18 protein-coding genes and 1 pseudogene are annotated in these 20,983 nt (G+C 62.8%); 8 read left to right on the forward strand and 11 right to left on the reverse strand.

Translation table 11 applies throughout. The features are described 5' to 3' along the window. Nucleotides 1-23: 23 nt before the first annotated feature. The 4 genes and pseudogenes from ACNPAA_RS06055 to ACNPAA_RS06070 form a co-directional block, all read right to left on the reverse strand. Complete coding sequence (locus tag ACNPAA_RS06055; RefSeq protein WP_052814343.1) at nucleotides 24-881, reverse strand: alpha/beta hydrolase; 858 nt, start codon at nucleotides 879-881, stop codon at nucleotides 24-26. Nucleotides 882-953: 72 nt separating this feature from the next. Next, nucleotides 954-1,535: a TetR/AcrR family transcriptional regulator gene (locus ACNPAA_RS06060; protein ID WP_201888666.1), complete on the reverse strand. Its 582-nt coding sequence runs from the start codon at nucleotides 1,533-1,535 to the stop codon at nucleotides 954-956. A gap of 270 nt (nucleotides 1,536-1,805) precedes the next feature. Beyond that, nucleotides 1,806-1,880, reverse strand: a pseudogene (locus ACNPAA_RS06065) (DNA-binding response regulator); the annotation flags it as partial. A gap of 36 nt (nucleotides 1,881-1,916) precedes the next feature. Continuing rightward, nucleotides 1,917-2,561: a response regulator transcription factor gene (locus ACNPAA_RS06070; protein ID WP_010673435.1), complete on the reverse strand. Its 645-nt coding sequence runs from the start codon at nucleotides 2,559-2,561 to the stop codon at nucleotides 1,917-1,919. A gap of 158 nt (nucleotides 2,562-2,719) precedes the next feature. Here ACNPAA_RS06070 and ACNPAA_RS06075 point away from each other — a divergent pair, with 158 nt between their 5' ends. Then, nucleotides 2,720-3,346 carry a glutathione S-transferase gene (locus ACNPAA_RS06075; protein ID WP_010673436.1) on the forward strand — a complete coding sequence of 209 codons (627 nt, stop codon included), beginning with the start codon at nucleotides 2,720-2,722 and terminating at the stop codon, nucleotides 3,344-3,346. A gap of 63 nt (nucleotides 3,347-3,409) precedes the next feature. Here the strand turns inward: ACNPAA_RS06075 and ACNPAA_RS06080 are convergent, their stop codons facing one another. The 5 genes from ACNPAA_RS06080 to ACNPAA_RS06100 all read right to left on the reverse strand — a co-directional run bounded on the left by ACNPAA_RS06080 (nucleotide 3,410) and on the right by ACNPAA_RS06100 (nucleotide 8,936). Continuing rightward, on the reverse strand, nucleotides 3,410-5,533 hold the full coding sequence (locus ACNPAA_RS06080) for an alpha-amylase (protein WP_052814339.1): 2,124 nt from the start codon (nucleotides 5,531-5,533) through the stop codon (nucleotides 3,410-3,412). A 207-nt stretch (nucleotides 5,534-5,740) separates the two neighbouring features. Next, a complete protein-coding gene (locus tag ACNPAA_RS06085) occupies nucleotides 5,741-6,907 on the reverse strand; it encodes a hypothetical protein (protein WP_052814338.1) in 1,167 nt (388 codons plus the stop codon). Continuing rightward, on the reverse strand, nucleotides 6,907-7,278 hold the full coding sequence (locus ACNPAA_RS06090; protein WP_010673439.1) for a GtrA family protein: 372 nt from the start codon (nucleotides 7,276-7,278) through the stop codon (nucleotides 6,907-6,909). The genes ACNPAA_RS06085 and ACNPAA_RS06090 overlap by 1 nt, the downstream gene beginning before the upstream one ends. Beyond that, nucleotides 7,275-8,333, reverse strand: coding sequence for a glycosyltransferase family 2 protein (locus ACNPAA_RS06095; RefSeq protein WP_102948805.1), 1,059 nt, complete (start codon nucleotides 8,331-8,333; stop codon nucleotides 7,275-7,277). The genes ACNPAA_RS06090 and ACNPAA_RS06095 overlap by 4 nt, the downstream gene beginning before the upstream one ends. A 57-nt stretch (nucleotides 8,334-8,390) precedes the next feature. After that, nucleotides 8,391-8,936, reverse strand: a complete 546-nt coding sequence (locus tag ACNPAA_RS06100) for a hypothetical protein (protein WP_104454569.1) — start codon at nucleotides 8,934-8,936, stop codon at nucleotides 8,391-8,393. Nucleotides 8,937-9,245: 309 nt separating this feature from the next. Here ACNPAA_RS06100 and ACNPAA_RS06105 point away from each other — a divergent pair, with 309 nt between their 5' ends. The 4 genes from ACNPAA_RS06105 to ACNPAA_RS06120 all read left to right on the forward strand — a co-directional run bounded on the left by ACNPAA_RS06105 (nucleotide 9,246) and on the right by ACNPAA_RS06120 (nucleotide 12,635). After that, entirely contained in the window at nucleotides 9,246-10,013 is a 768-nt protein-coding gene (locus ACNPAA_RS06105) for a substrate-binding periplasmic protein (RefSeq protein WP_417891647.1), read from the forward strand. Between the two features lie 91 nt (nucleotides 10,014-10,104). Further along, the gene (locus ACNPAA_RS06110; RefSeq protein ID WP_045523555.1) at nucleotides 10,105-11,586 is read left to right on the forward strand and encodes a L,D-transpeptidase family protein; all 1,482 of its coding nucleotides are present in this window, start codon (nucleotides 10,105-10,107) and stop codon (nucleotides 11,584-11,586) included. 148 nt (nucleotides 11,587-11,734) lie between these two features. Then, nucleotides 11,735-12,280 (forward strand): DUF882 domain-containing protein, encoded by a 546-nt coding sequence (locus tag ACNPAA_RS06115; RefSeq protein WP_010673444.1) that lies wholly within the window; start codon nucleotides 11,735-11,737, stop codon nucleotides 12,278-12,280. A 103-nt stretch (nucleotides 12,281-12,383) separates the two neighbouring features. Further along, nucleotides 12,384-12,635: a hypothetical protein gene (locus ACNPAA_RS06120; RefSeq protein WP_010673445.1), complete on the forward strand. Its 252-nt coding sequence runs from the start codon at nucleotides 12,384-12,386 to the stop codon at nucleotides 12,633-12,635. A gap of 94 nt (nucleotides 12,636-12,729) precedes the next feature. On the opposite strand, the gene ACNPAA_RS06125 is transcribed toward ACNPAA_RS06120, so the two are convergent. Next, on the reverse strand, nucleotides 12,730-13,344 hold the full coding sequence (locus ACNPAA_RS06125) for a trimeric intracellular cation channel family protein (protein ID WP_010673446.1): 615 nt from the start codon (nucleotides 13,342-13,344) through the stop codon (nucleotides 12,730-12,732). 134 nt (nucleotides 13,345-13,478) lie between these two features. Further along, on the reverse strand, nucleotides 13,479-14,243 hold the full coding sequence (gene cysZ, locus ACNPAA_RS06130; protein ID WP_010673447.1) for a sulfate transporter CysZ: 765 nt from the start codon (nucleotides 14,241-14,243) through the stop codon (nucleotides 13,479-13,481). Between the two features lie 110 nt (nucleotides 14,244-14,353). Between cysZ and ACNPAA_RS06135 the strand changes: the two genes are divergently transcribed. From ACNPAA_RS06135 to ligA, 3 genes are all read left to right on the forward strand, one after another. Continuing rightward, nucleotides 14,354-17,728: an AAA family ATPase gene (locus ACNPAA_RS06135; protein ID WP_417891648.1), complete on the forward strand. Its 3,375-nt coding sequence runs from the start codon at nucleotides 14,354-14,356 to the stop codon at nucleotides 17,726-17,728. A 15-nt stretch (nucleotides 17,729-17,743) separates the two neighbouring features. Further along, on the forward strand, nucleotides 17,744-18,874 hold the full coding sequence (gene zipA / locus ACNPAA_RS06140; protein WP_053288151.1) for a cell division protein ZipA: 1,131 nt from the start codon (nucleotides 17,744-17,746) through the stop codon (nucleotides 18,872-18,874). A gap of 99 nt (nucleotides 18,875-18,973) precedes the next feature. Further along, nucleotides 18,974-20,980, forward strand: a complete 2,007-nt coding sequence (ligA, locus tag ACNPAA_RS06145) for an NAD-dependent DNA ligase LigA (RefSeq protein ID WP_417891649.1) — start codon at nucleotides 18,974-18,976, stop codon at nucleotides 20,978-20,980. Nucleotides 20,981-20,983 lie beyond the last annotated feature (3 nt).

Raw genomic sequence — 20,983 nt, forward strand, 5'->3', positions numbered from 1 at the left:
AATTTTTGCGGCCCGTTTCATTTTCAGTTTGCCAAAGGCGTCTGGCTCAGTTGATCGAAGGCGGCGAAGGCTGGAGGGCTTGCCAGAATACGGCCATGGCCGAGCCCCCGGGTGCTCACCAGCCGGGTTCTGCCATCCTGGGCCGCGCGCAGGGAGTCCCGGTGGGGGGCGAAGCGGTCTTCCTCATCGTGAACGATGAGGGCGGCGCCGCTGCGCCGGGCGAGCCGGCCAAGGGGGTCAACCGTGCTGAGCGGGTGCTGGTATTCGTGTTCTATCTCCTTGACCACCGCATCGAACAGCCGGATGGAGTAGCCGGAGCGCGCCACCATGCCGTAGAGCTGGGGCACGTAGTCGAGCACCGGGGAGATGAGCAGCAGCGGCAGCGTATCGATTGCCGGGTGACGGCTGCTGAGGGTGACGGCGCCCCCCATGCTGTGGGTGATGACGCCCTGGACGGGGCCGACCCGCTCGAGGAGCTCGTCGAAAGCGCGCACGAAGCGGGGCAGGTGACCCCTGTTCCCTTCGCTCCGGCCGTGGGCGGGGTGATCGTAGGCGAGGGCCGTATAGCCCTGGGCGGCGATGTGGCTCATCAACGGATAGAACTGGCTGGCACTGCCTGACCAGCCGTGCATCAACAGCCAGACCGGCCCCTGCCCGAGCCGGTAGCTCATCAGGGTCCCTTCACTGGTGTGGATGGCCTGCTCGACCAGGCCAGCTGGGGCTGCGACGCCCCGGGTCGCCCGCTGCGGGGTGAGCAGCAGCTTGCTGGCGGTGCGCTTGGCGTGGGTGGGCGCGAGCACGTGATGCAGGCGGGTGCCGAGGCCCAGCAGCAACTTGCTTGGGCTGAAGCGGCGTGTGTTGAAGTAGATCTTGCTGCTCATGGTCATCCTGTGTCTTTTGTGTGCGAACGATCGTGCTTTTTTGCGAATTTTTAAAAAGAAGAGCCCGTCGGGTCAGCGCCAGCTGGTCAGCAATTGTTCCACCTCGGGCCAGAAGTGGCGGGCCGGATCCTCGCTGAGCGCCAGGGCATGGAACACCTGATCCCCGAGATAGAGGCCATAGAGGCGATAGACGGCGCGCCAGGGATCGAGATCGCTGCGCCACTCCCCGCTGGCTTGCCCCTGCACTACCTGGCGTGCCAGGTAGTCGAGCCAGAAACGGACCAGCTCGCGTGCCGCCTGCTGGACCTCACCCTCCTGGGCGGAGGTCCAGGCATCGAGGAACATGCAGCGGCCGGCAAAACTCTGGTTCCAGGCCAGCCAGGCCTGCAACAGAGCGAGCAGTTTCTCCTGCTGGGTGGCGTACCCCTGTTGGCGCACCGGCTGGATCACCCGCTCCCGAAATACCTCGGCGGAATGGGTGAGCACGGCGATCTGTAGGTTGTCACGGGACTGGAAGTGGGCGAACAGACCGCTTTTTGACATCTCGCAGGCCGTTGCGAGGGAGCCTATGGTGAGGCTCTCCAGCCCCTGCTGGCTCGCCTGCTCGAATGCAGTCTGCAAAATGGTGTCGCGGGTCAGACGTCCCTTGCTCATCCGGCTCTCCTCTCTCTGGGCTGGCAGCATAAAGTACGACCGTGCTAATTGTCGAGCCGCAAATGGTGCAGGGAGGCCGTTTCCGGCTGCCGCGGGGGGCCAGAGAGTCTTCTGGGAGGCGGTTGTGGCTGGCTTGTTACGAGCCAGCCGGGGACGAGCTCAGTCGTCCTTGATGCCCATTTGCTGCAGGGCGATGACTGCCTGGGTGTGGTTCTTGACCCCGAGTTTGCGGAAGGCGGAGTGATATGGGCTCTGATGGTGACAAGGTGCTCAACTGTCCTTGATATCCATCTGCTGGAGGGCGATGACCGCCTGGGTGCGGTTCTTGACCCCGAGTTTGCGGAAGGCGGAGTGATATGGGCTCTGATGGTGGCAAGGGGCTCAACTGTCCTTGATATCCATCTGCTGGAGGGCGATGACCGCCTGGGTGCGGTTCTTGACCCCGAGTTTGCGGAAAATCGCGGTGATATGGGCCTTGATGGTCGCCTCGGAAACGTTGAGCTCCCAGGCGATCTGTTTGTTGAGGCTGCCATCCCGCAACATGATGAGCACCTTGTATTGCTGGGGGGTGAGGCTGGCCAGCTTGGTGGCGAAATCGGGCCCTTCGCTGGGCTCGGGATGGAGGGAGATCCCCTCGGGCACCCAGTTGTCCCCCCCGATCACCGTATTGAGGGCGCTGACCAGCTCTTTCATGGGGACGGACTTGGGAATGAAGCCGAGCGCGCCCAGGCGCAGCACCTGCTGGATGATGGCGGGATCCTCGGAGGCCGAGACCACGACGATGGGGAGATCCGGGTGATGTCCGCGCAGATAGGCCAACCCCTCGAAGCCGTTGGCCCCCGGCATCTTGAGATCCAGCAGCAGCAGGTCGACGTCGGGATGTTCATCGAGCAGGTGGCTCAGGCTGTCGATGGAGTCAGCCTCCAGCAATCTGGCGTCGTCGATGGCCATGTGCACCGCTTGATAGAGGGCGCCCCGAAACAGGGGGTGGTCATCTGCGATGACGATGGTAAATTGGCTGTCCATAGCTCACATTGTTGCTAACCGATTGTTTTGAAAAATCAAACTAGCACTGCTACCCAAGTGGGTCAAACCCGCCAGTACGCAAATGTGAGGTGGTCATCGGATGTCGTGCCACGGGGCCGGCGGGATGGCCAGTAAACAACCCATGCAGGAGGCAATCGATGGGATCCCTGGTTTTGACGGTGGGCACGGGCTCCACCTGGGCAATGAGAACGGCGCTGGTGCTGGCCATGAGCGGGCTCAAGTGGCAGGAGCAGGTCTTCGATCTGGAAGATGCCAAGGAGCTGCAACGGCTCAAGCGCACGGCCCCCGCCGGCCTGGTGCCCTGGCTCGACGACGGTGAGCTGCGTATTCACGACTCTCTGGCCATCGCCGAATATCTCCACGAGTGTTGCCCGGAGCGCCACCTTTATCCGGTGGACAAGGCCGAACGGGCCCTGGCCCGCAGCCTGTGCGCCGAGCTGCACGCCGGTTTTCGTCAGATCCGCACCCTGCTGCCCTTCTTCCTGGGGGCGCCCACCCAGAGTGAACCGCCGGTGGAGGTCATCGACGAGCTGGCCCGGTTGCAGACTCTCTGGTCCCAGGCGCGGGGGCCCTTCTATTTCGACGAGGCGAGCATTCTGGATGCCTTCTATGCGGTGATGGCCTATCGACTGGCAAGCTATGGCATTTCGCTGCCCGGTCAGGCTGGCGCCTATCAGCAGGCCTTGCTGGCCTGGCCCCTGTGGCAGGAAACCCTGCTCAGGGCGAGGTTGCAGTGGCCAAAGGCGGCCCGCCAGTCTGATTGATGCGGGCGTCTGCAAGACAAAAAAGGGGAGCCATCGGCTCCCCTTTTTATTCAGGCCAGGTCGCTATTTCTGCCGACCCGCGAAGACCACGACCACTTTGTCTTCTCCTTTCTCCCGCACGAAGCCATAGGGGACATCGGAAATCTTCTTGTGGCTGCCCGCCGCGATGGCAGGGTGGGCGGCACGGAACTGGCCGAGCCGTTGCCAGTGCTTGACCAGCTCCGCCTTCTCGCCACTCGCCAGCTCCTGCCAGTTCATGTCCGAGCGCACGCTCTGATCGAACACGCCCCCATCCTTGGCCAGTCCCCGGCCGGACTCGTCGCCATAGTAGATCTGGATGCCCCCCGGCAGCAGCATGAAGCTGTTGGCCACCCGCCGTTGCAGCGCCACGTCCTGATAGTCGCCGAAGAAGAGCTTGGTGTCGTGGGAGCTGATGTAGCTCAGCACGTTGAACTCGGGATCCTGGTTGATGCGGCTGGCATAGCTCGCATAGGTGGGCTCTGCCCCTGCCATGCACTGGGCCTGGGGCAGGGCGAATTCACGCTGGTAGTCGAAGTTGATCAGGGAATCGAAGCCGTGCTGGTACCAGAAGTCCTTGGCGACCCCGTGATCCCACACCTCGCCCACCATGTAGAAGGGAAGGTCATCGAGGGCCTTGCCCGGGTTGGCGGCCTTCCACTCCTTGAGCGCGTCGGTGCCCGCCTGCTTGAGCCTGGCCCAGACCGCGGGCTCCAGGTGCTTGACGGTGTCGGCACGGAAGCCGTCGATGCCGAAGCGGCGCACCCAGTCGGTGTGCCAGGCAATGAGGTAATCGCTCACGGTGGCGTTGGGCAGGGCCTTGGCCCTGGTGTCTTTTTTGGCAGCGAGCAGCGGTGGCAGCCCCACCGATCTGGTGGATTCGGTCAGGAAGTCCGGCAGTCCCGCCACCGAGCCGGTGACGTCGTCGGTGCCGGGTTGCGGGTAGCCGGGCAGGCCTGCGCGCACCCAGTCAGGGCCCCACCACTTGTCCCAGTGGGATGACTGGTAGTCGATGAACTGGTTGTAGCCATGCCAGTTGAGGCCGCCGCTTGGGCGCCATTCGTTCCAGCGACTCGGCAGCTTGCCGGTGTTCTGGGTGAGATCGGTGAGCCCCAGATCCTGCAAGTCGGCGAGGGTGGCGTAGCCTGCGTGGTTCATCACCACGTCGAGGATGATCCGCATGCCGCGCTTGTGGGCCTCGTCCACCAGGGTTTTCAGGCTCTCTTCGTCGCCGTAGTTGGGGTCGATTTTGGTGAAGTCGAGCGCCCAGTAGCCGTGGTAGGCGTAGAAGGGGAAGTTCCCCTGTTCGCCACCGCCGATGAAGCCGTGGACCTGTTCCACCATGGGGGTGATCCAGATGGCGTTGATGCCGAGTTGCTTGATGTAGTCGAGCTTCTCGGTCAGCCCCTTGAAGTCACCGCCATGCCAGGTGGCCACTTCGTCCTGACCATCCTTCTGACGACCGAAGCTGTGATCATTGGCAGGATCGCCGTTGTGGAAGCGGTCGGTCAGCAGAAAATAGACGCTCGCCTGATCCCAGCTGAAGGGAGCAGGCTTGGCGGCCTTGACCGGCTCGAGCAGCAGCAGGCCGCCGCTCTCCTTGCTCGGTGTCAGGGTGATCTTGCCGCCCTTGACCACGGCTTCCTGTCCCGAGTAGGCATCCCGCAACCGTGTGCCGTCGGGCCAGACTCCCTTGAGTGATGTCGTGACCGGGCCGCCATCCCAGCTGATGCAGGGCTCTTCCGGAGGCTGGCGTTTGAACTCGCTCTTTTTGGTTGCCCGCAACACCTTGAGGCTGGGGGTATCGGGGTTGAAGGTGAACTCGTAGTCCCCCGCCAGCATCACCCTCAGATTGAAGTCTGTCCCCTTGCTGCACTTGTCCATGGGCTGGGCGGTGCCGAAGGGAAGGGGCTTGGCCTCGGTTGGCCCGAAGCTGGTGCCGCAGCTGTTGCCCGCATCGCTGATGCGGATCTGGTGGCTCCCCTTGTCCAGTCTGTGGGTCAGGGTGACGGTGCCCTTGTCCAGCGTCAGCGCCTCGGCTACCGGTTTGCCATCCACATGGAGATAGACCTCGGGGGCGGCCATCGCCTGACCGATGAACAGCGGTGTGGCGAGCACGGCCAGCCACAGGGGTGATGGGCGAAGAGCGGGGCGCGAAGAGAGACGCATAAGCCATTCCTTGAGCAGAGTGTGAGGAGCAGGATCCGTTGAGGCACTCATTCTAGGGCGCGCTGGGGCAGGCTTGGACCGGTAAAATACCGATTTGTGACGTCAGTTCAAATGGTTACGTTTTCAAGAATGGAAAAGTGTGAACCGGGTGTCGCGGCCATGAAAAAAGCCGGTCAGTTGACCGGCTTGTAGGCATTCGGGGTGGCGTCACACGGTGAAGAACTTGAAGTTGACGAAGGCCACCGCGATGAAGGAGGCAACCATGCCGCTGATGCAGAGCACCGCAGGGCGGATGGCAGGCCAGCGATGGGCCAGCAGCACGATGGCCAGCAGGGTCGGATAGAGGCCGAACATGTAGCGGGGCATGGCGTTGAGTCCGGTCATCAGGGGGATGGTGCAGCAGATGAACATCAGGGTTGCTTCGGCCCAGCGTTTCTGGCTGAACAGGTAGCCATTCAGGCACCAGCCGAAGATCACCATGATGGAGAGATAGGCCTTGCGCCCCCCCAGCTCGAAGCCGCTCAGCCACCAGTCCAGGGGGCTGTCCATATAGCGGCCCCAGGCCACCTGGATGTGCTTGAAGGCCAGGGCATCCCCGGTGAGGTGATAGAGATAGACCATGTAGGAGAAGAGGCCGAGGGGAATGAGCCAGAGGGTGAACACCACCTTGAAGGCCCGCTCGGTGAAGCGGAAGAACTCGCGCCAGCCGTAGGCCTGCAGGGCCAGGATCAGCACCGGGAACACCATCATCACCCCCAGGTTGCGGGTGGCGGAGATGAAGATGCCGAGGAAGGCGACCATGAGCCACTGTTCGCGGTAGGCGAACAGGAACATTCCCAGCATCAGCGCCATGAACATGGGCTCGGTATAGCCGGAGACGAAATAGGCGGAGAAGGGGGAGAAGGCCAGCAGCCAGACCCCGAAGCGGGCTGTGTCGTCCCCCAGCTTGAGCTGGTGCAGCACCAGCAGCATCAGGGGCAGGCTGATGAAGAAGGCGATGTTGGCCACCAGCATCAGGCCGATGAGGCTCTCCATGTCAAACAGGCTGGAGAGACCGCCGGCCAGCATGGGATAGAGGGGCATGAAGGCCCAGTTCGCCGCATTGCCCTTGCTCAGCCAGCGTGGATAGAGGTCGTAGCCATTCTCGATGATGCGCTGGAACCAGACGCAGTCGAACTGGCAGTAGGCTTGCAGCGGCCCGATGTCGGTGGCGCCATAGAGCTGGACGCCGAAATAGCCCATGCCATAGAGCGCCACCCGGCTCAGTACGAAGGCGGCGACGATCATCAGCCAGTCGCGGCCGCTGATGCGCAGTGACGGGCGATAGGGGAGTGCAGCCCCGGTTGACGGGGCGGTATTGGTCATATCATTCATCAGGCAAAAACCCAGATACGGGAGAGAACGTAGGTGAGCACGGTGACGGTCAGGGTAGCGATCACCACCGGCAACAGGCCGGAGAGACCGGCAAACAGCAAACCGCTCAGGATGAGATTACGCACCGCCAGAGAGAAGAGGGCAACCAGCAGGAACTTGCTGGCGGCACCTTGTTTCTGGAAGGTGATGTAGCGATGGCCGAAGAACGAGAACCAGAACGCCACGGCAAAGGCCAGGGTCGTGACCAGGTGCTCGGAGATGGCCGGCCAGGTATGAAACAGGGCGATGGAGGTACCCAGATCGACGAGGGTGGCCCCCCCGCCGACAAAACCGAAGCGAACCAGCCGCCAGAATTCCTCGCGGGAGATCATTGAGACGCCTGCTCCTGCTGATCATCAGCGGCTTTCGCGGCGGCCTTCTTGCCAGCGCCCTTCTTGCTGGCGGTGGGCACTTCCTGCTTCTGCTCTTCATCCTGCTTGGCGTACTGGCCGTAGACCCCTTCGATGAGGTAGACGGGGCGCTGTTTCACCTCGACGAACATGCGGCCGATGTACTCGCCGATGATGCCCAGCGACAGCAGCTGGATGCCGCCGAGGAACAGCATGACCGACATCAGGGAGGCGTAACCGGGCACGTCGATACCGAAGAAGAGCACCTGGGTGATGATCTTGAGGATATAGAGGAAGGCGATGAAGGAGACACCGACCCCGATGTAGCTCCACACCCGCAGCGGCCAGCTGGAGAAGCTCATCAGGCCGTCAAGGGCGAAGTTCCACAGCTTCCAGTAGTTGAACTTGGTTTCGCCGGCATGGCGGGCCGGGCGCTCGTAGGGAACGCCGACGGCGCGAAAACCGGCCCAGGCGAACAGCCCCTTCATGAAGCGGTTGCGCTCCGGCAACTGCTTGATGGCCTCGACCACCTTGCGATCGATGAGGCGGAAGTCACCGGCGTTCTCCGGCAGCTTGGTGCTGGTGGAGAGGGCGTTGAAGAAGCGGTAGAAGCCACCGGCAGTCAGGCGTTTCATCGGGGTATCGGCGCTGCGATCCACCCGGATGCCGTAGACGGTGTCATAGTCGCCGGTCTGCCACAGCTTGACGAACTCCAGAATGAGAGAGGGGGGATCCTGCAGGTCCACGTCCATGGGGACGATGGCGTCGCCCTTGGCCTGGTGCAGGCCGGCGGTCATGGCCGCTTCCTTGCCGAAGTTGCGGGCCAGGTTGACCAGGGTCACACGGGGATCCCGGGCGATGGCCTGCTCGACCACCTCACGGGTGCGGTCACGGCTGCCATCGTTGACGAACACGATTTCAAGCTGGTCTTTGAGCGGGGCCAGTTCGGTATCTATCGCGCTGATGAAGGCGTCTATGCTCTCTTCCTCGTTGTAAACGGGAACGACCAGAGAGAGTCGAAAATCGGCACGGGACATGGGAACTTCCTTATTGAAAGAATTATTTTACGGAACAGATACTTGGGGCATTCCGCTTCACTGAGCCACGGTCAGTCGCACGGACTGGACGTTGAGCGGTGTCGGGGCGGAGAGCGCCAGGAAGTTGGGACGCTTGGGATCGGCGGTCAGGGAGTCGCCCGGCAGGCTGAGGCGGATCTCGTTGATGCCCGCCTTGGCCAGCTTGACCGTGGTGGTGAAATCATGACCCAGCGCCACCTTGAGCAGGGTGCCAGCCTGAGGGCTGTTGATCCTGGCCTGGATGGTGAGCTGCTCCGGCTGGGCCTGCTGCTTGGGCAGCACGAAATAGAGACCGCCCTGACCGCTCAGCTCGGTGCCTTGCTCGCTGGGCTTCTTGGCCCAGCCTTCGCTTGAGAGGAAGCGGCTCGGCTTGGTCAGGTTGAGTTCGTTGCCAGGCTGGAGGGTCATGCTGGAGTTGTGCTCCCAGAAACGGGTCTTGCCTTCCAGGTAATAGAGCTTGTAAGCCAGGCTCACGTTGGGGTGAGCGGCCAGATAGAGGGTATAAAGGTAGAAACCGCTCAGTGCCAGGATGGCAGCCAGAAAACCGAACTTTTTGTAGGTCATATTACTCACTCGACGCCCGACAGATTGATAGGCAGATTTCGCGCATATGCTAATCCAATTGCAAAAAAAGCATAGTGGATCACAAAAATATATTTGCTCACATATTAACCCTCAATCACCCTGCTTACCAAGGGGCTTTGGGGTCGTTTGCTTCCTCTTCTTGATTGTGGCTTTTTCGGCGCCAACCTGTCTGCCGCCACCTGGGGCGCATCAGGCAAACGGCTGATATTGTGCTTTGTTGTGGCAGGATCTGTCGCCATTTCACCCGGGCAGAATTAAGATGGCCTGTCCCGTTGTCAAGGATGACCCATGAGACTCTTCTCTCTGTGTGTGCTCTGCTGTCTGCCCCTCCAACCGTTGTGGGCGCAATCGTTCTGCTCCTCCCCCCTTCGCGTCGGTTTCGATGACTGGCCCCCATACCACTATTACCAGCAAGAGGGAGCACGTCGGGAACTGCGTGGATTTGCGGTCGACTACCTCAATGCCGTGTCGAATCGGCTGGGTTGTCATCTGGTCTATGTGGAGCGTCCCTGGAAGCGGGGGTTGCACGATCTTGAGCGGGGTCGGCTGGACATCGTGATGGAGGCGTATTTTGCCGATGACAGGGCGCGTTATGCCTGGTTCTCCATCCCCTACAACCCGGGCCGGACATCGCTCTGGGTACGCAAATCCGGTACCGGGGAGGAGTCGGATCTGGCGAGCTGGCTGGCCCACGGGCATCGCCTCGGTGTGACCAGGGACTACTATTACGGCCCGGAAATCACCAAGGTTCTGCAGCGATACCGCAACCAGGTGAGCGAGGTCAACGATGTGCAAAACTATCGCAAGCTGCTGCTTGGGCGGATAGACGGTTTTCTCGGGGATAGTCTGGCCACGCCCTGGGGTCTGAAGAGAGAGGGGCTGTCGGATGTGGTCGTCCCCCACACCATGGCGATCCATGAGACGCCCACCTTTTTCATGTTGAGCAAGAAGACCCTGTCCGGGGAATTCGTAGCGCGGTTCAACGAGGCGATAGTGGCCGTCGGCGACAGCGGGGAGCAGGAACTCATCTGGCGTCGTTACACCTCCGTCCGCTAGCAAAGTCGTCGGCATTCACGCATCATGGGGTCCTGACCGTCGCGCCTGACAGGCCGAAATGAACCGATTTGAGGCAAGCGTGGTAAGAAGCATGGGTAAGAAGTATTGGTTGGCATTGGCGAATCTCATCTGGCTGGGCTGCTGGCCGGCCAGCATGGTTCATGCCAGCACGGAACAGGCGGTAGTGGCCAGTCCCAGCATCCAGCATGACTGGTATCAGAACGAGGTGGCCGAGCAGGCTCGTCATGAGCTTGAACAGCAGTTGCAGGAAGCGGTGCTGGCCCAGCTGCATCCGGATTTCTACCGCCTCTGGCAGCAGTTGCAAAAGACCCCGGCGGATCGGCGCGGTGCCCTCTACGATGAGGCCTTTGGCAAGCTGGCCCGGTTCCAGCAGGCCTGGCGAGGGATGGATCTGGTCGCGCGCGAACAGATGCAGACCCTCAAGCTGGATCTGAACCGCCCCCTGGCCCATGCCCCCCAGGGAGACAATCTGCTGGAGCAGGTCAGGCAACTCAGGCCACAGGTGGCGGAATACGACGCCGTGCGCGAAGAAGTGCGCAAGCTGCTGGCCATGCCCATGGCCAAGCACTGGCCCACTCTCTCCATGCCGACCCTGCGGGCCGGGGAGAGCTCGACCGAGCTCGGCCAGATCCGCTCCATCCTGAACGAACTGGGGGACAGTGCCCCGACTCACCAGGACAGCCTCTACGATCCCGAGACCGAACAGGCCATCAAGCAGTTCCAGCGCCGCCACGGCCTGACGGCCGACGGCATCATCGGCCGTCAGACCCGCAGCTGGCTCAATACCGGCCCCGAGGTGCGCGCCAGCCTGCTGGTACGCAACCTGTGGCGCCGTGATCTGGTGGATCACCTTGCCGGTCGCTATGTGCTGGTCAACATTCCGGACTACCGCCTGAGCGTGGTGGAGTCTGGCAGCGAGGTCTTCACCAGTCGGGTCATCGTCGGCAAGGAGCAGCGGGCCACCCCCATCCTCGCCAGCGAGATCCGCTCCATCGTGCTGAACCCGGCCTGGCACGTGCCGCGCTCCATCCTGAGCAAGGACATTCTGCCCAAGCTCGGGCGCGATCCTGCCTACCTGGATCGCGAACAGTTCGAGGTGATCGACGGCGAGGGCAATCCGGTGCAGTTCAGCGAAGATGGCTGGCACCATGCGCTGGCCTCCGGTTTCCCTTACCGGTTGCGGCAAAAGCCGGGGGATCACAATGCCCTGGGTCGCTACAAGTTCTATCTGCCCAACAACGATGCCATCTATCTCCACTCCACCCCGCGCAAGGCGCTGTTCGAGCAGGGGGCCCGTGCCTTCAGCTCGGGTTGCATCCGGGTGGAACACGCCGACGATCTGGCAGAGCTGCTGCTGGCGGACTCCCGCTATCAGCCGGACAAGGTGGCCAGCATCCTGAAAGAGACCCAGACCAAGTGGCTGCCCCTGAGCAACCCTATCCCGGTGTTTACCGTCTACTGGAGCAGCTGGATTGATGAAGAGGGACGTCAGCAACTGCGCAACGATATCTACGGATTCGACAGAGTCAGCTATCAAAGCCGCTTGCTGTGATCCTCGCCACAGAGTGAAAAGCCCGGCCCGTGCCGGGCTTTTTCATGGGTGAATGGGGTTTGACAGCGCTTTTTCTGGCAGGTAGTTTCGGCCCTTGTATCAAATTCATTCACCTGTGTGACTTCACCATGAGATGGACGGACAACGGATGCTGGGACAAGGGATAAGCCGACGCCGTCTGCTGCTGGGGGCGGGTTGCCTGATGGGGACCAGCCTGCTGTCGTTCCCTGCGCTGGCGAGCCGCAGCACTTCGGGACGGGAACTGAGTTTCTTCAACCTCAATACCGGCGAGCGGGTACGCGCCAGTTATTGGGAAGATGGCCACTATCTGAGCGACGGGCTGGCGGAGCTCAACCATATTTTCCGTGACTACCGTCGCAACGAAGTGTTCAACATCGACAGAAAGCTGTTCGATCAGCTCTTTCTGCTGCAACACAAGCTGGGGCGCCACGGCGAAATCCAGCTCATCTCGGGCTATCGCTCCCCGGCCACCAATCAGCAGAAGCGGCGCAAGAGTCGCGGCGTCGCCAAGCACAGCTACCACACCCTGGGGCAGGCGGTTGACGTGCGCATCCCCGGCGTGCAGCTGGCGCACCTGCGCAAGGCCGCCCTGAACCTCAAGGTGGGCGGTGTGGGTTATTACCCTTCCGACAACTTCGTACACTTGGACACGGGTCCCGTTCGCAGCTGGTGAGTCGGGATCGTCTCAAGAGTTGAGTGCCGATTGTGTCTTTTTGCCGCTGGCATTGAGGGGGACCAAGCTGCTAGGCTCTGGACTCCAGCCAGAGGAGAGAAAGATGAAGCAGATTGTGATCGGGGGGCTCATCGCCCTGTTGTTGACTGGTTGCGGCAAGCTCAACCGCGAGAGCTACGACAAGCTGAAAGTCGGGATGAGCTATGCCGAAGCGAGTGCCATCCTCGGCAAGGCCGAGCGTTGCGACGATGCTCTCGGCACCACGAGCTGTGTCTGGGGAGGGGAAGGCAAGAACATCAAGGTGCGTTTCATCGCCGACAAGGCGACCTTCTTCAGCTCGGAAGGGATCAACTGACCCTTTCCTCTCTTGCCGATGCCCAACAAAAAAGCGCCGTATGGCGCTTTTTTGTTGCTCGTTATCCGTGCGATATGGCCAGGAACTGGCGCGATCAATGGGTGGCGTACTGATAGTTGAAGGTGGGCAGTCCCCACTTGAAGCGTACCGCCAGGAGCCGCAGCACGAAGCCGATGCCGATGGCACCGAAAGCGGCCCAGTCGTTGGGCAGCCCATGGTGCAGCGCAAAGCAGTAGAGCGCGGCGGTGATCAGCGAGACGGCGGCATAGAGCTCGCGCTTGAACACCAGCGGGATGCGCTGGCACAGCAAGTCCCGCAGCACCCCCCCGAACACGCCGGTCACCACGGCCATGATGCAGGCGATGCCGGCCCCGTGGCCCATCTCGAGCGCCCGGGCAGCCCCGAAGATGGAGAAGACCACCAGCCCCAGGGCATCGAGCGCCAGGAACAGCTTGCCAAGGTAGCGCATCAGCGGGGCCGAGATGACCCCGGCCATGGCGGCGCCCGCCACCAGCAGCACGTATTCGGGGTGCTCGACCCAGAGCAGGGGATAGTGGCCCAGCAGCACATCCCGAATGGTACCGCCACCGATGGCCGTCGCCGAGGCGATGATCACGACGCCAAACAGATCCATCCGTCGCCGACCCGCTGCCAGCGCGCCAGTCATCCCTTCGGCCACCAGGCCGAGCAAGAAGAGTGCATGTAACATGAGATATCCCAGGGTGCGAGAAAGGCCCGCATCCTAACAACCCTGCGCTGGGGCGACAAGCTATCTTGGTTATGCATTAGATTAAGTAATGAAAAGGGGGCTTTCGCCCCCTCTTTTGATCATGATGACGCGGTTCAGCGTCCAAGTTGCTCGCTACGGTATTGGTCCACCCACATGGCGGTGGCGCCACAGATGGCCACCGGCATCACGAAGAGATTCACCACCGGGATGGCGGAGAAGAGGGTCACCAGGGCGCCGAAGCTCAGGCACTTGCCACGACGTTGCTTGAGGGCGTCGCGCATGGTGATGAAGCCGATCTTGTGGTTGTCGAACGGATAATCGACATACTGGATCGCCATCATCCAGGCGCTGAGCAGGAACCAGAGCACGGGTGCCAGGGTCTGGCCCACTACCGGGATCAGGAAGAGGATCAGGCAGCCGATGGCCTTGGGCAGATAGTATTTCAGCTTGGTCCATTCGCGGCCGAAGGTACGGGGCACATCTTTCACCACATCCAGCATGCCGGTGTCATTCATGGCTTCACCGGTGAGGATCTGTTCCACCTTCTCTGCCAGCAGGCCGTTGAAAGGGGCAGCTATCCAGTTGGCCACCGAGCTGAAGATGAAGGAGAAGACCACCAGTATGGTGATGAGGGCGATGGGCCAGAGCAGGTAATCAAGCCAGGAGAGCCAGCTCGGGATCTGCTGGTGCAGCCAGGCGAACAGGCCGTCCAGTTGTAGCAACAGGGCGTAGAAGGCACCGGCAAAGAGCACGAAGTTGACCAGCAGGGGGATCAGCACGAAGGTGCGGATGCCGGGCTGGCGGATGAGTGAGAACCCGCGCAGGAAGTAGTCTGCACCGCTGACCGAATCTTTGACCATGTGGGGTGATTGGCTCATGTGAGCTCCATCAGTGAATGGGGAAAGTGCCAGCATATTACAAACAAGCCTTTGATTTGGTAAAGTCGCCTGCCCGCCTCCTCTTTATTTCGTTACCCACATAGGCCGCCATGCGTCTGAAATTGATCAAACTCGCCGGTTTCAAGTCGTTTGTCGAGCCGACCCGCATCGAACTCAACGCCGACATGACCGCCGTGGTGGGCCCCAACGGCTGCGGCAAATCCAACGTCATCGACGCCGTGCGCTGGGTGCTGGGGGAGAGCTCCGCCCGCCATCTGCGCGGCGAGAACATGACCGACGTCATCTTCAACGGCTCCATCAACCGCAGCGCCCATGGCCGCGCCTCGGTGGAGCTGGTGTTCGACAATCCCCACAACCGGGTACCCGGCGAGTTCGGCCGCTTTACCGAGATCTCGGTGCGCCGCGAAGTGTTGCGCGACGGCTCCAATCACTACCAGATCAACGGCCAGAAGTGCCGCCGCAAGGATGTGACCGATCTTTTCCTCGGCACCGGCCTTGGGCCTCGCAGTTACGCCATCATCGAACAGGGCACCGTCAGCCGGCTGGTGGAGTCCCGCCCCGCCGATCTCAAGCTGTTCATGGAAGAGGCCGCCGGGGTCTCCCGCTACAAGGAGCGGCGCCGCGAGACCGAGCAGCGCATCCGCCATACCCAGGAGAACCTGGAACGCCTTGGCGATATCCGTAGCGAACTGGGCTCGCGCCTCGAACATCTCAAGGCCCAGGCCGAGACCGCCGAGCGCTACAAGCAGCTCAAGAGTCGCAGTCGCGCGGCCCGCAGCGAACTGATCGGCTCGGAACTGTGGGCGCTGGAGACACGTCTTGGCGAAGCCAAGACCGAACTGGCCCAGACTGAACAGGCGCTGGCGGCCCTCGATGCCAAGCGCACTGCAGACGAAGGGCGTCACGTCACCCTGTCGGTGGCCCGCCAGGAGGCGCAGGCCGAGCAGGCCAGCCGCCAGCAGCAGATTTTTCTCGGCGGGCAGGCTATCGCTCGCCTCGAGCAGCAGCAACTGCACCAGAGCGAGCTGGGCCGCGACTGGCAGGCGAGGCGGCAGTCCCTCGGTGAGCGTATCGACGGCCTCAAGGCCCAGCTGGCCGGCCAGCTGGAGCAACTGGGCGACAGCACGTTGCAGGGGGAGGTGGCGTCGGCGCGCCTCGAGCAGTGTGAGCAGTTGCTCACCGACCAGCAGAGCGTGCGTGCGGTAGCGGGCGATCGGCTCGAGCAGGCGCGCCAGCGTCAGCAGCAGTGGCAGCAGCAGCTGGGCCAGTTGCAGGGGCGGCTCAACCAGACCCGCGCCGAGGTGAACGGTCTGCAGGAGCTGCAGGCCAAGACCCGGCTTGCCCGCCTCAAGCTGGAAGACGAACAGGCCGGGCCCCTTGGCGGGGAGGGGGAGAACCTGCAACCGGCGCTCGATGCGCTGGCGGCGGAACTCTCGCTCTCCCGCGCCCGCCATGAGGAAGCCGATGCGGCGTGGCAGGCCGGTGTGTCGCGCCATGAAGCACTCAAGGCAGAGCAGGGTCGCCAGCAGGGCCTGCTGCGCGAGCTGGAGGCGCGCCTCGCCACCCTGGATCAGATCCTGGGGGAGCAGATGGCGGGCGCCACCCTGGCGGATCGGTTGCAGGTTCCCCCCGAGTGGGCCCGGGGGCTGGACAAGGTGCTCGGCCGCTGGCTCACCGCAATCCCGGCGGACGAGTGCAACCTGGCGCAACCCGGACTCTGGATTGGCCCGGCCCAGTCAGCCAGGGCCGGTACCCTGGCGGCGCAACTGGGGGGCGAGCACATTCCGGCTTTCCTCAATGCCATCTGGCTGGCAGAGAGCAGGGAGGAGGCGCTGTCCCGCCTGCACAGCCTCTCTGCCGGTGAGTCGCTGCTCACTCCCGCCGGAGACTGGTTCGGCCCCAACTGGGCGGATCTGGGGGAGGGCATGGCCCTGGGTACCCTGGCGCTGCTCGGTGAACGTGAGCGGCTGCACACCGAACTGGCCGCGGGTCGGGAGGTGCTGCACAGACTCGACGAGCAGCTTGCCGCCGCCGATGCAGCGCGGGCCCAGCAGCACAGTGCCCATGAGCTGGCTCAGCACACCCTGCGCGAGCAGGAGCTGCGGTGGCAGCAACTGCGCGAAGCCTGGAGTCTGCGCGAGGGGCAGCGCCAGGAGCGCTTGCAGCGCCTGGGCCAGCTGGGGGAAGAGCTGGCCCGGCTCGATAAGGAGCAGGCTGAGGAGGCGCAGCGGCTGGCGTCGGCCGGGGAGCGGCTTGAGCAGGATGACGCGGCCCTTGGCGAACTGCAGGAGCAGGGGGAGGTACTCGCCGAGGCGCTGCTGCTCGCCCAGGAGCAGGTGAGCGGGGCGGAGCGGGCGCTGGAAGAGGCGCGCCTTCGCCGGGAGCAGCAGCAGGCGGCCTGCCAGCGGCTACAACTGGAGCAGCAGAACCAGCGCCAGCTCATCACGCTGCGCGAGCAGGAGCTGGCCCGTCTCGGCCTGGAGTTGGCGGAACTCAAGGAGCCAGGGGCCGCTCCGAGTCAGGATCTGTCGCCCCTGCTGGTCGAACAGCGCAATCTTGAGGCGCAGCAACTGGCCTGTCACCAGCGGCTCGCGGAGCTGGATCGCCAGCTGACCGAGCTGGAGCAGGCCAGAAGCGCCGATCACAAGCAGCTGGTGAAAATTCAAGAGAAGCTGGCGACTCTGCGGCTCGAGCGCGAGCGCAACCTGACGCGCAGGCAGGGACTGCACGAGCAGTTCGAAGAGCTGGGCGTGCGCCTGGTGGACCTCGATCAGGCGGTGCTGATTGCCGCTGATCGCGGCAAGCTGCGCCAGGAGATCCAGACGCTGGAGGCGCAGGTGGAGGCGCTTGGCGCCATCAACCTGGCGGCACTGGAGGAGTATGAGGAGGCGAAAACCCGCGCAAGCTACCTGGAAAATCAGTGCCAGGATCTGGAGCAGGCCCTCGACACCTTGAGCCAAGCCATTAAAAGAATTGATAAAGAAACACAAATACGCTTCCGCGACACTTTCGATAAGGTCAATGAAGATTTAAAATCCCTGTTCCCAAAAGTGTTCGGGGGGGGCAGTGCCTGGCTTGAGCTGACCTCGGATGATCTTTTGGAGGCCGGAGTGAGCATCATGGCAAGACCTCCGGGCAAGAAGAATGCTACCATTGCCCTGCTTTCCGGGGGGGAGAAGGCGCTAACCGCCCTTGCGCTGGTTTTTGCCATCTTCAGACTCAATCCAGCACCATTTTGTCTGCTGGATGAGGTGGATGCACCGCTCGATGAAGTGAACGTCGGTCGCTTCTGTTCTCTTGTCAAAGAGATGTCGAGCACAGTACAGTTCGTTTACATCAGTCATAATAAGGTCTCCATGGAGATGGCCGAGCAGCTGGTTGGCGTCACGATGCAAGAGCCCGGGGTTTCGCGCATAGTGTCGGTCGATATCGGTGAAGCCGTCGCTTTGGCTGAGCAAAACTAGAAAGAGAAGCAGCTAATGCAGGAATTGCGTTACATCTTGGTTGCCCTGGGCGGTATTGCCATCGCGGCATTGCTCATTCACGGGTTGTGGAGCAACAGAAAGAATCGTCAGGCACCGATCAAGGAGAAACCCCTGGGTCGGATGGAGTCCAAGTCCCGTGAGCGTGACAACGACGCCTTCGACAGCGATGGCATCGGTCAGGTGCGTGTGGTGAGCGGTGGCCGTCGTGCCGAGCCCAAACTGCGTAGCGACGAGGCCCGTCAGCCCGAACCCCGCCGTGTCGCCCCCGTTCCCGCCTTCGATGATGAAGATGACGACGCTGATCTGCCGCCTCCCGTGGTGCGCAAGCCTGCCGCTCGCCCTGTCCCCCCTCAGCCTGTGTATGAGGAAGAAGAGGACTATGAAGAGCCGGTTGCCGCCCCTGTTGAAGAGGCCCCTGCTGCGCCGGTGCGCAAACCTGCCCAGGTGATCCGCCGTACCCCGGTACACCGTTCCCGTCCGCAGCGCGAGCCCATGATGCAGCCGCTGGACGAAGAGCCGCTGGTGGAGCCGGCCTATGCCCAGGCGCCGACCTTCGGTGCACGCGAGCCGGCACCGGTTGCCCAGCAGGCTCCCCGCTACGCCCAGCCGGCTTATGAAGAGCCCGCTTACGATGACGAGCCAGCCTATGAAGAGCCGGTTCACACAGCCGAGCCAGAACCCGCTCCGGCCCCGGTCGAGAAGATCTGGCAGGATGTCTATGTCATCAACCTGATGGCCCGTCCCGGCCACGATCTGCAAGGGGCGACCCTGCTCTCTTCCCTGCTGGCGCTGGGCTTCAAGTTTGGCGAGATGGACATCTTCCACCGTCACGAAGATCTGGGCGGCAAGGGGGAGGTGCTCTTCTCCATGATCAACATGGTCAAGCCGGGTACCTTCAACCCCTATCGCATGGAGCAGTTCAGCACCCCGGGTGTGTCCCTCTTCATGCAACTGCCCCTTCGCAGCAATGCCGCCTTCGCCTTCGAGCACATGTTGCAGGCCGCGGATCAGCTGGCGAGCGATCTCGATGCCATGCTGACCGACGCCTCGCGCAGTCCCCTCAGCGACGACGACATCGCCCGCTACCGTCACGAGCTGGCGGCCTACGAGGCCAGCCGCGACTGATGCGCCATGGGGCTTGAACAATGAAAAGTGCGGTACCCCGGTGCCGCATTTTTGTTTCTGCCCCAGACTGAATGTTCCATCACACTTCGAGACTTTTTCATGAGCGATATCCTCTCCCGCCACCGTCAACTGTGTGAGCTGCTGACCGAGTACGGCCATCAGTACTATGTGCTGGACAACCCCACGGTGCCGGACGCCGAATACGATCGCCTGATGCGCGAGCTGATTGCGCTGGAGGCCGAGCATCCCGAGCTGAAAACCCCGGCCTCGCCGAGCGTGCGGGTGGGAGGCCAGCCGCTGACCGCCTTCAAGCAGGTACGCCACGAGATCCCCATGCTGAGTCTGGACAACGTCTTCAGCAGCGAGGAGTTGCAGGCGTTCGAGCAACGCATTAGTGATCGCCTCAAGCGGGAGGTGAATTTCACCTTCTGTTGCGAACCCAAGCTCGACGGTCTGGCGGTGAGCCTGCTCTACGTGGCTGGCCAGCTGGTACAGGCCGCCACTCGCGGGGACGGCACCACGGGGGAGGAGATCACCGAGAACGTGCGCACCATCAAGGCCATTCCCCTGACCCTGCGAGGCCAGGGGTGGCCGGCGCGGCTGGAGGTGCGTGGGGAGGTCTTCATGCCCAAGGCGGGGTTCGAGGCGATGAACCGCGATGCGCTGGCGGCGGGGGAGAAGGTGTTCGTCAACCCGCGCAACGCCGCTGCCGGCAGCCTGCGCCAGCTCGATTCACGCATCACCGCCAGCCGCCCCCTCAGCTTCTATGTCTACGGCGTGGGAGTCGGTGGCGACGAGCTGGGGGAGTCCCACTTCGGTCGCCTCAATCAGCTCAAGGCCTGGGGTCTGCCGCTCAGCCCGGAAGTGAAGCTCAAAGAGGGTGCCAGCGGTTGTCAGGCGTTCCACGACGACATTCTGGCGCGTCGCGGGGATCTCCCCTACGAGATCGACGGCGTGGTCTACAAGGTGGACGACATCGCACTGCAAGGGGAGCTCGGCTTTGTGGCCCGCGCACCGCGCTGGGCCACCGCCCACAAGTTCCCGGCCGAAGAGGAGATGACGGCGCTTGAGAATGTCGAGTTCCAGGTGGGCCGCACCGGTGCCATCACCCCGGTAGCCAAGCTCAAGCCGGTGTTTGTCGGCGGCGTCACCGTTTCCAACGCTACCCTGCACAATGCGGACGAGATCGCGCGCCTTGGCGTCATGATCGGCGACACCGTGATCGTGCGCCGGGCCGGGGACGTGATCCCCCAGGTCGTGGCTGTGGTGGAGGCGCAGCGCCCGGCGGATGCCCGCGCGATCCTCTTCCCGACCGAGTGCCCGGTGTGCGGCTCGGCGGTGGAGCGGCTGGAAGGGGAGGCGGTGACCCGCTGCTCCGGCGGCCTGTTCTGCGAGGCCCAGCGCAAGGAGGCGATCAAGCATTTCGCCGCCCGTCGCGCCATGGATGTGGATGGCCTTGGCGACAAGATAGTGGAGCAACTGGTGGACAAGGGGCTGGTGAAGACCCCGGCGGACCTGTTCAGCCTCAACGCCATCCAGCTGGCCGGGCTCGATCGGATGGGGCAAAAATCGGCCCTCAACCTGGTGGCCGCCATCGATGCCGCCCGCAGCACCACCCTGCCCCGCTTCCTGTTTGCCCTGGGGATCCGCGAAGTAGGGGAGGCGACCGCCTTGAACCTCGCCAACCACTTCCTCACCCTGGATGCCCTGCGCGCCGCCTCGGTGGAGCAGTTGCTGGAAGTGGCTGACGTGGGAGACATAGTGGCCAAGCACGTCTACTACTTCCTGCGCCAGCCCCACAACATCGAGGTGCTCGACGCCCTGCTGGCCGCCGGTATCCACTGGCCGGTCATCGAGAAGAAAGAGGCAAGCGATCAGCCCTTTGCCGGCAAGACCTTCGTGCTGACCGGCACCCTCACCGCCTTGTCCCGCAACGACGCCAAGGCGGCGCTGCAGGCCCTGGGGGCCAAGGTGGCGGGCTCCGTGTCGGCCAAGACCGACGTGCTGGTGGCGGGGGAGGCGGCAGGCTCCAAGCTCGCCAAGGCCCAGGAGCTGGGGATCACCATATGGACCGAAGCCGAGTTGCAGGCGGCCATTCAGCCCTGAGGA

Origin of the sequence: Aeromonas sp. PS2Canimalfood6 (assembly GCF_048276795.1) — a bacterium.
GTDB classification, from domain to species: Bacteria; Pseudomonadota; Gammaproteobacteria; order Enterobacterales; family Aeromonadaceae; genus Aeromonas; species Aeromonas caviae.

Coding starts and splice junctions, on each gene's coding strand:
- ACNPAA_RS06135 (WP_417891648.1), top strand. CDS start 14,354: ATGCGTCTGAAATTGATCAAACTCGCCGGTTTCAAGTCGTTTGTCGAG.
- ACNPAA_RS06070 (WP_010673435.1), bottom strand. CDS start 2,561: ATGGACAGCCAATTTACCATCGTCATCGCAGATGACCACCCCCTGTTT.
- ACNPAA_RS06085 (WP_052814338.1), bottom strand. CDS start 6,907: ATGAATGATATGACCAATACCGCCCCGTCAACCGGGGCTGCACTCCCC.
- ACNPAA_RS06090 (WP_010673439.1), bottom strand. CDS start 7,278: ATGATCTCCCGCGAGGAATTCTGGCGGCTGGTTCGCTTCGGTTTTGTC.
- ACNPAA_RS06125 (WP_010673446.1), bottom strand. CDS start 13,344: ATGTTACATGCACTCTTCTTGCTCGGCCTGGTGGCCGAAGGGATGACT.
- ACNPAA_RS06110 (WP_045523555.1), top strand. CDS start 10,105: ATGGGTAAGAAGTATTGGTTGGCATTGGCGAATCTCATCTGGCTGGGC.
- zipA (WP_053288151.1), top strand. CDS start 17,744: ATGCAGGAATTGCGTTACATCTTGGTTGCCCTGGGCGGTATTGCCATC.
- cysZ (WP_010673447.1), bottom strand. CDS start 14,243: ATGAGCCAATCACCCCACATGGTCAAAGATTCGGTCAGCGGTGCAGAC.
- ligA (WP_417891649.1), top strand. CDS start 18,974: ATGAGCGATATCCTCTCCCGCCACCGTCAACTGTGTGAGCTGCTGACC.
- ACNPAA_RS06055 (WP_052814343.1), bottom strand. CDS start 881: ATGAGCAGCAAGATCTACTTCAACACACGCCGCTTCAGCCCAAGCAAG.
- ACNPAA_RS06095 (WP_102948805.1), bottom strand. CDS start 8,333: ATGTCCCGTGCCGATTTTCGACTCTCTCTGGTCGTTCCCGTTTACAAC.
- ACNPAA_RS06060 (WP_201888666.1), bottom strand. CDS start 1,535: ATGAGCAAGGGACGTCTGACCCGCGACACCATTTTGCAGACTGCATTC.
- ACNPAA_RS06080 (WP_052814339.1), bottom strand. CDS start 5,533: ATGCGTCTCTCTTCGCGCCCCGCTCTTCGCCCATCACCCCTGTGGCTG.
- ACNPAA_RS06115 (WP_010673444.1), top strand. CDS start 11,735: ATGCTGGGACAAGGGATAAGCCGACGCCGTCTGCTGCTGGGGGCGGGT.
- ACNPAA_RS06105 (WP_417891647.1), top strand. CDS start 9,246: ATGAGACTCTTCTCTCTGTGTGTGCTCTGCTGTCTGCCCCTCCAACCG.
- ACNPAA_RS06100 (WP_104454569.1), bottom strand. CDS start 8,936: ATGACCTACAAAAAGTTCGGTTTTCTGGCTGCCATCCTGGCACTGAGC.
- ACNPAA_RS06120 (WP_010673445.1), top strand. CDS start 12,384: ATGAAGCAGATTGTGATCGGGGGGCTCATCGCCCTGTTGTTGACTGGT.
- ACNPAA_RS06075 (WP_010673436.1), top strand. CDS start 2,720: ATGGGATCCCTGGTTTTGACGGTGGGCACGGGCTCCACCTGGGCAATG.